At 72.9% G+C, this 13,442-nt stretch carries 11 protein-coding genes; 5 read left to right on the top strand and 6 right to left on the bottom strand.

The window, feature by feature from the left end:
* Positions 1-59 precede the first annotated feature (59 nt).
* Together H286_RS0108735 and H286_RS0108730 are read right to left on the bottom strand one after the other, a co-directional pair.
* Positions 60-1,808, bottom strand: coding sequence for a DUF4012 domain-containing protein (locus H286_RS0108735; RefSeq protein ID WP_020097844.1), 1,749 nt, complete (start codon positions 1,806-1,808; stop codon positions 60-62).
* Positions 1,805-2,476, bottom strand: coding sequence for an LPXTG cell wall anchor domain-containing protein (locus H286_RS0108730; protein ID WP_020097843.1), 672 nt, complete (start codon positions 2,474-2,476; stop codon positions 1,805-1,807). Before H286_RS0108730 ends, H286_RS0108735 begins: the two co-directional genes overlap by 4 nt.
* 743 nt (positions 2,477-3,219) lie before the next feature.
* Here H286_RS0108730 and H286_RS0108725 point away from each other — a divergent pair.
* Positions 3,220-3,969 carry a WecB/TagA/CpsF family glycosyltransferase gene (locus tag H286_RS0108725; RefSeq protein WP_231370923.1) on the top strand — a complete coding sequence of 250 codons (750 nt, stop codon included), beginning with the start codon at positions 3,220-3,222 and terminating at the stop codon, positions 3,967-3,969.
* A gap of 156 nt (positions 3,970-4,125) precedes the next feature.
* Here the strand turns inward: H286_RS0108725 and H286_RS0108720 are convergent, their stop codons facing one another.
* The 4 genes from H286_RS0108720 to H286_RS0108705 form a co-directional block, all read right to left on the bottom strand.
* Positions 4,126-5,304 (bottom strand): DegT/DnrJ/EryC1/StrS family aminotransferase, encoded by a 1,179-nt coding sequence (locus H286_RS0108720; protein WP_020097841.1) that lies wholly within the window; start codon positions 5,302-5,304, stop codon positions 4,126-4,128.
* 63 nt (positions 5,305-5,367) lie between these two features.
* Positions 5,368-6,432: a Gfo/Idh/MocA family protein gene (locus H286_RS14545; protein WP_020097840.1), complete on the bottom strand. Its 1,065-nt coding sequence runs from the start codon at positions 6,430-6,432 to the stop codon at positions 5,368-5,370.
* 524 nt (positions 6,433-6,956) lie between these two features.
* On the bottom strand, positions 6,957-8,225 hold the full coding sequence (locus H286_RS0108710; RefSeq protein ID WP_020097839.1) for a glycosyltransferase family 2 protein: 1,269 nt from the start codon (positions 8,223-8,225) through the stop codon (positions 6,957-6,959).
* Positions 8,210-9,247 (bottom strand): hypothetical protein, encoded by a 1,038-nt coding sequence (locus H286_RS0108705; RefSeq protein ID WP_020097838.1) that lies wholly within the window; start codon positions 9,245-9,247, stop codon positions 8,210-8,212. The genes H286_RS0108710 and H286_RS0108705 overlap by 16 nt, the downstream gene beginning before the upstream one ends.
* A 127-nt stretch (positions 9,248-9,374) precedes the next feature.
* Between H286_RS0108705 and H286_RS0108700 the strand changes: the two genes are divergently transcribed.
* The 4 genes from H286_RS0108700 to H286_RS0108685 are packed head-to-tail and all read left to right on the top strand — an operon-like array spanning position 9,375 to position 13,433.
* A complete protein-coding gene (locus H286_RS0108700; protein WP_020097837.1) occupies positions 9,375-10,514 on the top strand; it encodes a hypothetical protein in 1,140 nt (379 codons plus the stop codon).
* On the top strand, positions 10,511-11,617 hold the full coding sequence (locus H286_RS0108695; protein WP_020097836.1) for a glycosyltransferase: 1,107 nt from the start codon (positions 10,511-10,513) through the stop codon (positions 11,615-11,617). Before H286_RS0108700 ends, H286_RS0108695 begins: the two co-directional genes overlap by 4 nt.
* A complete protein-coding gene (locus H286_RS0108690; protein ID WP_020097835.1) occupies positions 11,614-12,603 on the top strand; it encodes a glycosyltransferase in 990 nt (329 codons plus the stop codon). The genes H286_RS0108695 and H286_RS0108690 overlap by 4 nt, the downstream gene beginning before the upstream one ends.
* Positions 12,600-13,433 carry a glycosyltransferase family 2 protein gene (locus H286_RS0108685; protein WP_020097834.1) on the top strand — a complete coding sequence of 278 codons (834 nt, stop codon included), beginning with the start codon at positions 12,600-12,602 and terminating at the stop codon, positions 13,431-13,433. The genes H286_RS0108690 and H286_RS0108685 overlap by 4 nt, the downstream gene beginning before the upstream one ends.
* Positions 13,434-13,442 lie beyond the last annotated feature (9 nt).

The following is a 13,442-nucleotide window of genomic DNA, read 5'->3' as shown; positions in this document are numbered from 1 at the left end:
AGAGGAAAGCGCTCTTCCCGAATAGACATTCGCGAGATCTTGAGGTGCGAGGCCTCACCTCAAGCGGCGGGACACCCGATATCCGACGAGGCGACGTCGACCCGCTTCAGCAACGGAGTGTGGAGGAGCTCGGGTGTCGCCGCGCCGGACGGGACGTCCGGTCCGGCGATGAATCGGAACGTCAGGACGTGCGATCCCCCCGGTGCGAGGTCGACCCGACGGGTGACGAGGACACGGCCGTCCTCCCTGGCATCGACGGATGCCGCGGCTGCGCCGTCGAGCGTCACCCCACCCGCGAACCATCCCGGCGGCGTGACGACCGTGACCGTCGGGGCGATGTCGCCTGCCGCGGCACCGTAGAACCCGCCCCCGGTGACGCTGACGGGCAACGTCTCGGCATCCCGTTTCGTCAGCGTGCTGCCGAGGGACACCTCCACCTCCACCTCGCGGAGACCGTCGGCGCGACACACCCCCGAGCGCGTCGCGAGTCCCACCGTCAGGTACGGGGTGAGCTTGCCGCCCGTCGCATCGTTGAAGTAGGCGGCGAAGGCGTTCGGGCCGGCGGCGTCCTGTCGCGCGAGCGGGCCGGCCAGCGCGGTTCGGGCGAGGACCTTCTGCTCGTCGGGGTGACGACTCCAGACCGAGATCCGCCCCTCCTCGACCGCTCCCGCGAGGCCGGGGATCATCGCGGCGGGACGGGCCCGTTCGGTGAGGGCCGTGAACACGGCGGCCGCGGCGTCCGAGAACAGACGTCCCTGGGCGTCCTGGTCGAGCGTCCGGTAGGGCTCGACGAGCAGTCTGTCGATGACGTTCTTCTGGTCGAGGACGCCGGCAGACGTCTCGACCGGACCGATGGCGCCGAGGATCGCGGAGAGGACGACGGGGTCCATCGAGACGACGACGTCCGGTGCCGTCTCGCCCGACTTCTGCCACCACGCCGACGCGAGCTGAGCCGTCACCCGGAAGTCCGCGGTCATCGACGTGTTCTGCACGTAGCGGCCGATCCCGTCACCCAGGGATCGCACCTCCGCGGCGGGCACCGCCGTCAGTGGGGATGCCGCCGGCGAGAACTGCGAGGAGTCGCGCTGCGCCCCGAGCGTGAGGATGCCGTCGTGGGCTCGGAGCTCGAGGAAGGTCCCCGTGATTCCGCCCCCGGTACGCAGTTCCGCGGTGTTCTGCAGGACGACCAGGATGCGCCGGTCGCCCTCGGCACCGAGGATCGTCGGCACCAGGTCGGCCGCCTGCGCCGCACCGTCCGTCAGCGGCTGGATGTCGTCGAGGGCGTCGACGACACGGCCGACACCGTTCGCCAGCTGCGGGAAGAGGGCGTTCCGGTCGATGTCGGCGAGATCCTCCGCGACATCGTCGCGCGCCGCCGCCGCGCGGGTGAGGGCCGGAGCTGCGTGTCGCAGGACGCGGACCGCTCCCGCGGCGTCGGCGCCCTCGAGGCCGCGTGCCGTGTCGAGGACGGCGGGAGCGACGTCGTCCGCCACATCGACGATCGCGGTCGCCGCGCGTCGCGCCGCGGAGAGGTTCGGTCCGATTCCGGGGAGCGCCTCCGCCGCGTACCAGACCGGGTCGTCCGGGATCTCGTGCGAGATACCGTCGACGAGCCGGTCGGCCGCGGCCTCCGCGCCGTCGATGTCACCCGAGCCGACGGCCTTCACCGCGATGGCGGCGTCATCCCCTGCAACATCAAGCGCCTCCTTGAGATCCCATGCCGAGCGACCGACGTGCACGGCCGCGGCAGCGGTCCCGATGAGGAGGAGGGCGCCGGCGACCAGGATCAGTCGACGGCGCCTTCTCACGACTCGACCCGGCGGCGACGACGCGCGACGAGGAGGACACCGGCGACCACGGCAGCGGCTCCGCCCACGGCCGCGGCGACGGGCCACTGTCCGCCCGTCTGCGCCAGCCCGCGGGAGACGCTTCCTGACGCGACGCCGACCGGCGTCGCACAGTCGTCGGAGTAGGCCGGGTAGGCGAGCGGAACATCGATACGCTCGCCCCCGACCCGCAGCTGAGCCGTCACGTCGCCCGTGGTCCACGCGGCGGCATCGTTGCGGGGCTCCCACTGGTCGCCGGAACGCACCCAGCCGGGTAGAGCCTCGACGGTGCCGTCGCCAGAGACCTCGACGCCGGGCCACAGGATGCTGCCGGAGCCTTCACCCGCGGCATCCACCGGCAGCGGGACGGCGATCTCCTGCCCGTCCCCCCGGATCACGAGTTCGGCGGTCGGCGTCGAGGTCGCAGCGGTCGAGAGGCTGCGCGCACTCGCCGTCGCCGTGACGCGCACGATCGAGTAGTCGATCGTGGGCGCCTCGTCGACGCACAGCGCCTGCACGACCGATCCGTCGAGCCCGCCGTCCGGCGGACTGCTCGGGACGTACGATCCGTCCGCGGCGAACGCCGGCGTCGAGCCGGCCCCTGCGATGACGGCGACCACGATCGTGGCACGCCAGATGTTCCCCCACATAACAGCCTCCCCAAAGGCATTCGAGCCCGCGCCTCAGGTGGGCGCGCTCGATGTACAGCCGTCACGTTATCTCCGATCCGGTCGACAGACCTCCCGTGTTTGCCTCCACGAACCCCTAATCAGATCCCCTAGTTGTCCCCCGTTTGGGGGACAACAGATTAGGTTTGTCCCCCTATTGGTGGACGGGCGACTCGGCTGTAGCGTTCCGATATCGCCGCCGTAGAGGCTTTGGGGAGTTGACACGGCACAAGGCGGCAGCAGAGGAAGTGGGGGCGAGCTTGGGGGCCGTAACCATGTCTGCCTGGGCTCTTCGTACGCCTTCGTTCGCGCAACGGACACGTACGAAGAGCCCTCATCCCACGCATCGTGAGGGGCGACGCGTGGTCGGTCGCTGAGCGACCAGGGGGAGAGAGCGCGGTGACCGAGGGGTTCGGCTCACCGCGCAGACGCCGACGGGGACCGGCGTCAATAACGGGGACAGCGGATCGGATCCGCATTGGGGGCACAGGTCTGGGACCTGGTCGATGTTGGGGGGACGGAACGTTCATGGGGACAGAACGGAATACGGGGGCGCGCCGACTGCGTCGCGCACTCGACGCAGGACAGCACTGCGCGACACGCGTGTCGGCGCGGCGCACGCGGCGGGCCGCCTGATGGCCGTGCGCGCGGTGACGTCGCCGATACGCACCCTTCGCCTGCGCGGCCCGCTCGCCGCCCCGCAGGTCGTTCCGCGGCCCTCGCCGATGGGGCCACCGACTGTCCGCATCGCGGGCACCGACGTCCACCTCACCGATGCGCAGGGCGCGTGCGACGTGATCGCCGACACCATCCATGACCGTCGGCTCTCGCCGCTCGCGGTCGTCCCGGCGACGCTCGGCCACCCGCACCACGAGGCGCCGGACGCCGGCGGCATCCGACATCTGACCCTGATCGAGGACGGACGCGTCGCCGCGCGGGCCAAGCGCGTGACCGGCGCGGAGTGGCCGCGGCTGGCCGGCGGTGATCTGATCGGTGACGTCCTGAACCGGGCGAGCGCCGAGCGGTGGCGCGTCGCAGTGGTGGGCGGGTCGGCGGACGAGCGCGAGACGCTCCACCGACGAGTGATGGCCGAATGGCCCGGCGTCGCACTCATCGGCCACTGGACGCCGACGCGGGAACAGGTCTCGTCACCGGACGCGTCCGCGGAGATCGCGGAACAGCTCCGGTACACCGACACGGATCTCGTGATCGTCTGCGTCGACAGGGCCACCCAGGAAGAGTGGATCGACACCTACGGGCAGGCCACGGGTGCGCGTGTGCTCCTGGCTGCCGACACCGTGATGGATTTTCTGACAGGTCGAGCCGCGCACGCCCCCCGGTGGGTCGGGCGAGCCGGACTCGAAAAGATGTGGCGGCTCATGCTCGAGCCGAAGCGATCAGCGACGCGGGACCTCATCGAGGGACCGCAGGCCTCTCTGGCCGACCGCCGATCCTCGGCTCACCACGATGCATGAACCGTCACCCGCACGCGGGCACGGCCGGACCTCCCCCCGTCCGTCCGTGCCCGCCTGATGGATCGATGACGATACGTCCGACTCGGGCGTGAGCCGGCACCCCGGTCGCGATCACGCGACGCCGGGGCTCGACTCCTCAGCGGAGGATGCCGCCGGTCAGCGACCGATCTCCGCCGCCGTCACGACCGCACGCTGAGCCTGGACCAGGGTCGCGATGATGCGGCCCTGCTCGGCATCCGTGAGCGCGTGATGGACGGGGAGGACGAGCGTGCCGTCGGTCAGCCGAGCCGTTCCGGGCAGGCCCTCCGGAGGAGTCAGCGATCGGTACGGCGCCTGACGGTGCGCGGCCCGGGTGCCGCGTCGAGCGGACACCCCCGCCTCACGGAGCGCCTCGATCACCCGGTCGCGGTCGAGCGGGTACTCTCCTCCGACCTCGACCCAGAGGTCATGCGCGTTGCCTTCGCCCCACGCAGGATCGGCGACGAGGCGAAGTCCGGCGACGCCCGCGAGCTCCCGCCGGTAACGGTCGGCGATCTCGCGCCGCCGGCGGAGGATCTCGGGCAGCCTGGCGAGCTGTACGAGGCCCACGGCGGCCTGCAGATCGGTCATCCGACAGTCCCAGCCCACCTCCGCATACTCCTCGGCCCGCGGCAGCAGCAGACCGTCGCCCCCGGACGCCGCGTCGGCGGCGTGTTCGCGGAGGCGCTTCGCCCGCGCGGCCCACCGGGCGTGCGTGGTCGTGAGCATGCCGCCCTCGCCGGTGGTGAGGATGGATCGGTCGCTGAACGACCACGCCGTGAGCTCTGCCGTCGCGCCGACCGGCTGCGCGCGGTACGTCGAGCCCGCCGCGCACGCGGCGTCCTCGATCACGACGATTCCGAAGGGATCCGTCACGGAGCGGATGTCGTCCAGGTCGACGGGTACGCCCGCATGGTCGACGACGACCACCGCCGTCGTCGTCGGGGTGAGCGCGCGGTCGACCGTGGCCCCCGTGACAGTGCCGGTGTACGGGTTGACATCGGCGAACACGGGGGTCGCTCCGACGTGCCGGACGGCGTTCACCGTGGCGATGAACGCCAGCGACGGGACGACCACGTCATCGCCGGGCCGCACGCCGGCCACGACCAGCGCCAGCTGCAGCGCGGCGCTCCCGCTCGAGACGGCCGCAGCGTAGGGCGCCCGCATGACGCGGGCGAACTCCTCCTCGAACCGGGCGACCACCCGTCCCTCCGCGATCCACCCTGCGGCGACGACGCGGGCCACCGCCTCGGCCTCTTGCGGGCCGAGGCAGGGGACCAGGACCTCGATCTGGGACTCAGCCACGGTCGGCCGCATCCCGCACCGGACTCATTCCCCGAGCCCGGTCGGCGAGAGGGATGCCGGGCGCCGGGGAGGTCGTCACGCGGCGACTCCGGCCGAGCGGCGCGCATGCCGCAGAGGCTGCGGGACGCCGTACGCTGCGAGGCTGCCGGCGGCCGCGTCGAGGATCGACAGCACCCGCAGCCCCGCCGCGCCGCTCGTGCGCGGCGTTCGCTTCTCGCGGATGGCGGCGGCGAACTCCGAGACCACCGTCCCGAGGGCCTCGCGCTCCTCGACGGCCTGTGCGCGGATGCCTCCGATGCGGAAGCTGGTCGCGGCGCGACGATCCTGCGCGGTGGCTCGAGAGATCGACGAGACATCGACACCCGGGTCGTAGACGCTGAGGCGCTGCTGCGGGTCGAGGTCGTCCCACACGAGGGTGTGGCGCGTTCCGCCGATCACCATGCGACGCGTGCGGGTGGGGCTCAGCCAGTTGACGTGGACGTGCGCCATCGCTCCCCCGTCGAGCGGCATCGTGAGATGGCCGATGCACGATTTGCCGGTGTTCATCGGGTCGGAGCCGTGCGCCGCCACCGATGTCGCCTGCAGGCCGTCCGGCAGGATGAAGTCCATGATCGACAGTTCGTGAGGCGCGAGGTCCCAGAACACGTCGACGTCGGGCTGCGTGAGGCCGAAGTTGATGCGGACGCTGTCGACGAACAGGATGTCGCCGAGCTCACCTCCGGCGATCAGCTCACGCATCTTCATCACCGCCGGCGTGTAGCACTGCGTGTGGTCGACCATGAGGACGAGACCTCGCTCGGATGCCCGGCGCACCATCTCGGTGCCCCGTTTCTGCGTGTCGGCCAGGGGCTTCTCGACCATGACGTGCTTGCCGGCGTCGAGAGCCGCCATGGCGATGGCATGGTGCGCGGCGGCCGGCGTCGCGATGGCGATCGCGTCGATGAGCGGGTCGGCGAGCACCGACTCGATCTCCGCCGTGACCGGCGCCCCTCCCACCGCATCAGCCACCCGGCGGGCGCGGTCGATGTCGACGTCGCAGATGGCCGCAAGGTTCCACTCCCGGCTCGCGCGCAGATTGCGCGCCAGCTGCGGCCCCCAGTACCCCGCGCCGATGACGGCGATGTTCAGTCTTCTGCTCACGTGTGTCCCCCCACATTTCCCCATGTCGTACACGCTCCCCAAGAGCGTCCCGCGGCGCGTCACGCCGCCGCCCGGACGGCGCCGTCGCCGGTGCCATCTCGATGTCGTGTCGCAGCGCGCCGTCGGGCACTCACTGCGGAGTCGTGCGCCGGCGCGCGCGTCGCATCAGGTCCGGCCGCCGACAGCTGCTTTTCGGAGCCGTCCGCCCATCGGATGGGAACGAGGGCGCGCGCGATAGCGCGGCCGATCGGCGCATCGATGCGCGCACGGCTCGTCGCCGATGCGACGACTGTCCCCACTGTCCCCATGCTCTTCCCCAGTCGCGCACACCCCGAGCGAGAGATGTGTGCGTTAGACCGGCGCCGGCGACGATCCCATTCGTCGCCGGTGTGCACGCCTCCCCAGGCGGGCACGACCGGTGTCCCCGTCGATATGAAACCAGACCCGGGCCGTGGGCACAACACGATCCGTCACACGGATGCCGAAGACCCCGTCGACACGCGACGCGGAAGGACCTCGGCGACTCAGCCCCACCCGCCGAGGTAGGCGGCGACGTCGGGCTCGCCGACCAGGAGCCGGACCCCGTCGACGCGCTCCGACGCGCGGGGGAACAGGTCATCCCGGCCCCACCTCTCCTCCCGGGCGGCGGCACGCGACGATCGGATGCGGAGGAGCACAGTGCCGTCGTCGGCGCGAACGGTGACGACGCCCAGCCCGTCTCGGGCGATGCTGTCGACGAGGTCGCCGAGAATCCGATCGACGCGCACGGGCCGGACGATCTCGACGTGCACACGCACGCGGTCCAGGCGCCCTCGGGCCTCGGCGAGGGCGGCGGCGTCCACCCACTCCGACCCCGGGACGGCCGCGAGGACCGAGTCGACGCTCACGAACGCGGCGCCCTCGGACGCTCCGGGCGGTGCCGTCACTGCGACGTCGACGCGGTCGGTCGGCCGACCGTGCGGCCGCGACCCGGGCACGGGGATGAGATCGGCGAGGAGGACGGCCTCGGCGTTACGGCGGGCGCGGTCGTGCTCGTCTCGGGCCCCGGCATCCGGGCCGTCGTGCCAGGCGACCGCCTGCGGGACATGGGCCAGGAGCGCACCCTTCAGCCAGGCCCGGTAGGTCCACTCCCAGTCCTCACCGCCGTAGGAGCGGAAGGATTCGTCGAAGCCGCCGGTCGCGTCGAAGATGATGCGGCTGCACGCGAGGACGGCGCCGATCGTGTGCCGATAGCTGCGGTCGTCCGCCTCGAGCAGGTTGCGCGAACGCCGATAGGCGTCGGTCAGCCACGCCGGTTCGGGCAGCTCGCGCCCAGCGACGACGGGACGGATGTCGGCGACGACGGCGGCACCGGTGAGATCGGCGTGGCGCCGCCTGCCGACGACGACCACGTCTGGGGCGAGCCCCGGCATCCGTGTCAGCTCCCGGATGAAACCGGGTTCGGGGACCGTGTCGGCGTCGAGGAAGACGAGGACGTCACCGGTCGCGTGGGATGCCCCCAGGTTCCGGGCGGCCGCAAGGCGGAAGCCCTCGTCGGCCTGGCGCACCAGCCGGACGCCCTCGGGCACCCGGGGCGGCTCGGTGGAGCCGTCGTCGGCGACGATCACCTCGAGACGGTCGCGGGGGTGGTCCTGGCCGCCGAGAGCGGCGAGGCAGCGTGCGAGCTGCTCGGGCTGCTCGTAGTGCGCCACGACGACCGAGACGGTGGGCGCGGCATCCGGTCGACGTCCGTCCAGAAGGTCCCAGCGGTTGCCGGGGAGGGCGATCCCCCGCGGCGTCACGCGCTCGCCCACCAGGCGAGGTAGGACGTCGCGACGTCGTCGAGCGTCGGGGCGAGCGACGTTCCCGCAGCCAGTCGGGTGGAGGCCGGATCGAGCCACGCGTCGGCGAGCCGCGGCGCGAGCGCATCGGCGGTGTAGCGCGCGATGGTCCCGGCACGCAGCTCGTCCATCTCGGCGGCGTAGCGGGAGTCGACGACGAGCGGGCGGCGACCGGCCTCGACCCAGTCGAGCATCGATCGGGACGCCGACACGTGTTCATGCGCGGCGAGGGGGATGCCGGGGGCGACCAGTTCGCGGCCGAACGCGGCGTCGTCCAGGAACCCGGTCACCTCGAATGCGACGCCGAGGCGGGCCGCTTCATTGCGGAGCCGGAGGACGTCGTCCTCGTGGCCGCGCGAGGGGGCCCCGATCGCGCGGACGGCGACCTCGCCCACGTCCTCCCCGCGGGACCTCAGCGTCTCGGCGGCGCGTGCGGCGGCGACCACCGCGGGTCGGTGCCCCTTGCCGGGGTAGACGAAGCCGGCGATGAGGACGCGGAGGTCGCGGTCGGCGCCGACCGACGAAACGCGCGCGACACCCGTGCGCGTACCCAGGGCGACGGCGTGGGCCGGAGCAGTGCCGGGAAGGAATTCCGCCATGAGCAGCTGCTCGTGGCGACTGTTGACGGCGACCCGCTCCGCGGCGGCGATCATGCGGGCGTATGCGGTGCGGCGACGCTCGAACATGGTGCCGTCGGAGGGCTGCGGCACGTCGTGCAGCGTCAGCGATAGGCGGCTGAGCCGCGCCCAGCGCTCGACGACCTCGGCGGCGTCCTCGGGCGTGGTGCCGAAGAGCCGATCCGTCGCGTGGAGGTGGACGGGTGCACCGGCATCCACCTCGGCGAGCACCCGATCGCCGGCCGCGACGTCTGCGACCTGCACCACCCTCGCACCGGCGTCGCGGGCGAGGACCGCGTCGGCGACATCCCGGCCGTAACGGGTGACGCCGTGCCCTTCGGGACCGAGGACGAGCAGGAGCGGAGGAGCAGAGATCACCTCGCATGGATATCCGGCGGTGAGCACGGGGTCAAGCCCCCTCGCCTGGGACGATTCGTTGCGTACGGTCGGGGCGTCAAGACGCACCCACACCCCTGGTCGGCGCGACGGCGTCAGAAGGAGATCTGTGGACACGACCATGCGCATCGGCACGACGACGGATGCGGAGTCTGCCGCCTCGATCACGATCGTGTCGATTCCGGCGGGGCATCCGTACGTGCAGCGTGCGACGGCCGATCCCCGGGTCACCGTGCTCGCCGATCCCGTCGCTCCGGGGACGGATCCTGCCGTCTGGTGGCCACCGGCGGCTCTCGACCCGGCGTGGATCGGCGCGTACGCGGACGAGGCGTCGCTCCTCCACATCCACTTCGGCACGGAGTCGTTCCCACCCGGGCACCTCACCGCATGCCTGGACGCCGCCCACGCCGTCGGCTGGCCGGTCGTCTTCACGCTCCACGACCTCGAGCACCCCCAGCTCGGCGACAGCTCCGCATATCTCGCTCAGCTCGACGAGCTGATGGTCGGCGCGGACGCCGTCACGACGCTGACGGTGGGCGCCGCCCGCACGGTGCGGGAGCGCTGGGGGCGTCGTGCCACCGTCATCCCGCACCCGTCGGTGCTCCCCCGGTCGGCCGCGATAGAACCGGCCGTCGGCTCGGGACGCGTCGTCGGCGTGCACCTGAAGGACTTGCGTCCGGGTGTGGACGGGCCGGGCACCGTCCGAGTCCTGGGCGCAGCGCTCCGGGCACTGCGCGATGCGGGCCACGACGTCCGCGGCGAGGTGCGCCTGCACCACCGGGTGCGCGACGCGGATGCCGCCGCCGAGGTCCGCGAGCTGTGCGCGGCATCCGATGCCCTCGACCTCGTCGAGCACGAGCGCCTCGCGGACGATGAGCTCTTCGCCGCGCTCGCGCGGCTCGACGCGTGCGTCCTGCCGTACCGGCACGGAACGCACTCGGGGTGGCTCGAGCTGTGCTGGGATCTGGGCGTCCCGGTCGCGGCCCCGCGGGTGGGGTTCTTCGCCGAGCAGCACGACGACGGTACGGTCGCCTCGTTCTCACGGACGGATCCGGCCGAGCTCGCCACCGCGCTCGGGACGCTGTGGAGTGCGCCCGCGTCGCGCCCCGCGAGTCCCGCGCGCGACGCGCTCGTCGAGCAGCGACGCGGAGTGCGGTCTGTGATGGATGCCGCGATCGCCGAGCATCACGCCGAGCTCTACCGGCGCCTGCTCGACGGCACGCACCCGCTCGAAGGCCGTACCGCGTGAGCGCCCGCCCGCTCCGCATCGTCGTGATCGCCCCGCTGCGGTTCCCGATCCGTCGCCCGCACGCCGGCGGCCTCGAATCCGCCGTCTGGGCCGAGGTCGACGCTCTCCGTCGTCGCGGCCACGAGGTGACCTTCATCGCGCCGGAGGGGTCGGACTTCCTGCCCGACGCGCGCGAGTTCCGCCTGCCGCCGGTGGTGTGGCCCGAGGGCGCTCGACCGACCGATACGACCTGGCCCTCGAGCTACCGCCGCGTGAGCCTGCCGGCCCTCGGCCTCGCCCTCGACGCGGTCGCGGCGCACCCGGAGCGCTACGACGTCGTCTCGAACCACTGCCTCGACCCCCTTCCGCTGCAACGGGCCGCGCAGCTCGGGATCCCGATGGTGACGACCCTCCACACGCCCGTCGACCTCGACGCCGTCGAGGCGCACGTCGCCGCGGCGGGCGACGGGTCGCAGTTCCTCTCGGTCAGCACGCACACGAAGGTGCAGTGGGACGCCGCCGGTGTCCCCTCGACGCTGTTGCCGAACGGCGTCGACCCCCGAGCGTGGGCGCTCGGACCCGGCGGGGACGATCTCGTCTGGTTCGGGCGGATTGTGCCCGAGAAGGCCCCGCACGTGGCCGTCGAGGTGGCCCGCCGTCTCGGGCGGCGCCTCGTGATCGCGGGCCGGATCGGCGACGAGGAGTACGCCCGCGATGTCGTGTTCCCCCGGCTGGGCGGCTGTATCGACTATGCGGGCGAGCTCGCCCCTGAGCCGCTGGCGGACCTCGTAGGCCGCAGCGGACTCGCCCTCGCGACGCCGGCGTGGGCCGAACCGTTCGGGCTCGTCGGCCCCGAGGCGCTCATGTGCGGGACGCCCGTCGTCGGGTTCGCCGTCGGCGGCGTGCCCGAGATCGCCGCGGCGACGATGGGCATGCAGCTGGTCGCCGCCGACGACGTCGACGCGATGACGGAACGCGCCGCGGCGATGCTCCCAAGCGGGAAGGATGCCGCGTTCCGCGCCGTAGTCCGCGAGACCGCCGAGCGCCGCTTCTCGCTCGACATCCGCATCGACGCGCTCGAGGCGAGCTTCGCGCGACTGCTCGAGACGGAGAGCGCCGCGTGATCCCCCGCCTCGGCTGGTACGTCCATCACCACGGACGCGGGCATGTCACGCGCCTGCTCGCGATCGCCCCCCACCTGGCGGCCGAGGTCGACTGCGTCAGCAGCCTCCCCGCTCCCCGCGCTCTGCCCTCCGGCTGGACCTGGACGGTGCTCGACCGCGACGACGACGGCGGCGAGCCGGTCGACCCGACCGTCGGCGGGATGTTGCACTGGGCTCCGATCGGGCACGTCGGCCACCGCGGCCGGCTCGCGACCATCGCGGCCGCCGCGGCGGAGCGCCGATGGGACTGCATGGTCGTGGACACCTCTGTGGAAGTGACGCTCCTCGCCCGCCTGCTCGGCCTTCGCACCGTCGTCGTGACGCAGCCGGGTCACCGCGTCGACCGGCCGCACATGCTCGGATTCGCGGCCGCCGACACCGTCCTCGCGCCGTGGGCCCGCGGCATCCTGTCGCCACCGCACCTCGAGGCGCTCGGCGAGAAGGTCGTGCACACCGGCGGGATCAGCCGCTTCGCCGCACGGGGGGCCGGCGGAACCCGCACCGACGAGGTCGTCCTGTTGGCCGGGTCGGGCGGGTCGGCCGTGGGACCGGCGGCGATCCGGGATGCCGAGAAGGCGACCGGCCGGCGGTGGCGGGTGCTCGGCGAGGGCGGCGCCTGGGCGGAGGACCCGTGGGAGGCCCTCGTCTCGGCGGCGGTCGTCGTCTCGTGGGCCGGTCAGAACGCGGTCGCCGACCTCGCTGCGGCACACGCGCCGGCGATCGTCGTTCCCCAGGAGCGACCGTTCGAGGAGCAGCGCGAGACCGGTCGGGCGCTGCGCCGCGCGGGCCTGGCACAGGTCGCCGACGAGTGGCCGACGATCGCGCAGTGGCCGGAGCTGATCGACCGGGCCTCGACGGCGCGCCCGGAGTGGGAGCGCTGGGAGGTCGCCGGCGCACCCCAGCGCGCCGCAGCCGCGATCAGCGACACGGTGCGAGGCCGGCGATGAGCGTCGCGGTGGTGAGCCTGTGCTCCGCGGGACGCGTCGACCACCTGCGCGCACAGCTGCGGGCGCTCGAAGGGGCGCCCGGCGCCCGCCGTGTCGTCGTCTGGATCGGCGACGACGCACCGCCCGAGCTCGACGCCGAGGTGATCGTCCGGGTGCCGCCCGGCCGGGACGGGCTGCGGCTGGCCGCTGGCCGGAACGCGGGGGCGCTCGCCGCCGGCGACGCCGACCTGCTCGTCTTCCTCGACGCGGACTGCATCCCCGGTCCCGACCTGCTGCGCCGATACCGGGATGCCGCCGCGCGCCACGCGGGCGCTGTGCTGTGCGGACCGGTGACCTACCTCGCCGAGGGGGTCGCGGCATCCGACCCCGCCGACCTCGTCGCCTTCACCTCTCCCCATGCGGCACGGCCGATGCCCGCGGACGACGCGGAACGCGCGGCGGTGCCCGAGGAGTACGCGCTGTTCTGGTCGCTCTCGTTCGCGCTGACGCCGGACACGTGGCGTCGGGTCGGCGGGTTCGACGAAGAGTACGAGGGATACGGGGGCGAGGACACCGACTTCGCGTTCCGGATGCGATCGCGCGGCATCCCGCTCGTCTGGACGGGCGGCGCGCACGCGTACCACCAGTACCACCCGACGACCTCGCCGCCGTGGCAGCACGTCGACGACATCCTCCGCAACGGCGCCCTGTTCCACCGCCGGTGGGGCGAGTGGCCGATGACCGGCTGGCTCGAGGCGTTCGAGCGGGGCGGGGCGGTGGTGAGGGATGCCGCCGGCTGGCGCCGCGCGGATGCCGGAGCCTCGGCCCCTAGGGCGACGGTCGACAGGTGATGGGGCTCA

The organism is Microbacterium sp. 11MF (assembly GCF_000383475.1).
In the GTDB taxonomy this organism is placed as follows: domain Bacteria; phylum Actinomycetota; class Actinomycetes; order Actinomycetales; family Microbacteriaceae; genus Microbacterium; species Microbacterium aquilitoris.
The sequence above is the reverse complement of the archived record's forward strand: the minus strand, read 5'-3'. Positions and strand labels throughout refer to the sequence as shown.

Coding starts and splice junctions, on each gene's coding strand:
- H286_RS0108730 (WP_020097843.1), bottom strand. CDS start 2,476: ATGTGGGGGAACATCTGGCGTGCCACGATCGTGGTCGCCGTCATCGCA.
- H286_RS0108725 (WP_231370923.1), top strand. CDS start 3,220: ATGGGGCCACCGACTGTCCGCATCGCGGGCACCGACGTCCACCTCACC.
- H286_RS0108720 (WP_020097841.1), bottom strand. CDS start 5,304: ATGCGGCCGACCGTGGCTGAGTCCCAGATCGAGGTCCTGGTCCCCTGC.
- H286_RS0108685 (WP_020097834.1), top strand. CDS start 12,600: ATGAGCGTCGCGGTGGTGAGCCTGTGCTCCGCGGGACGCGTCGACCAC.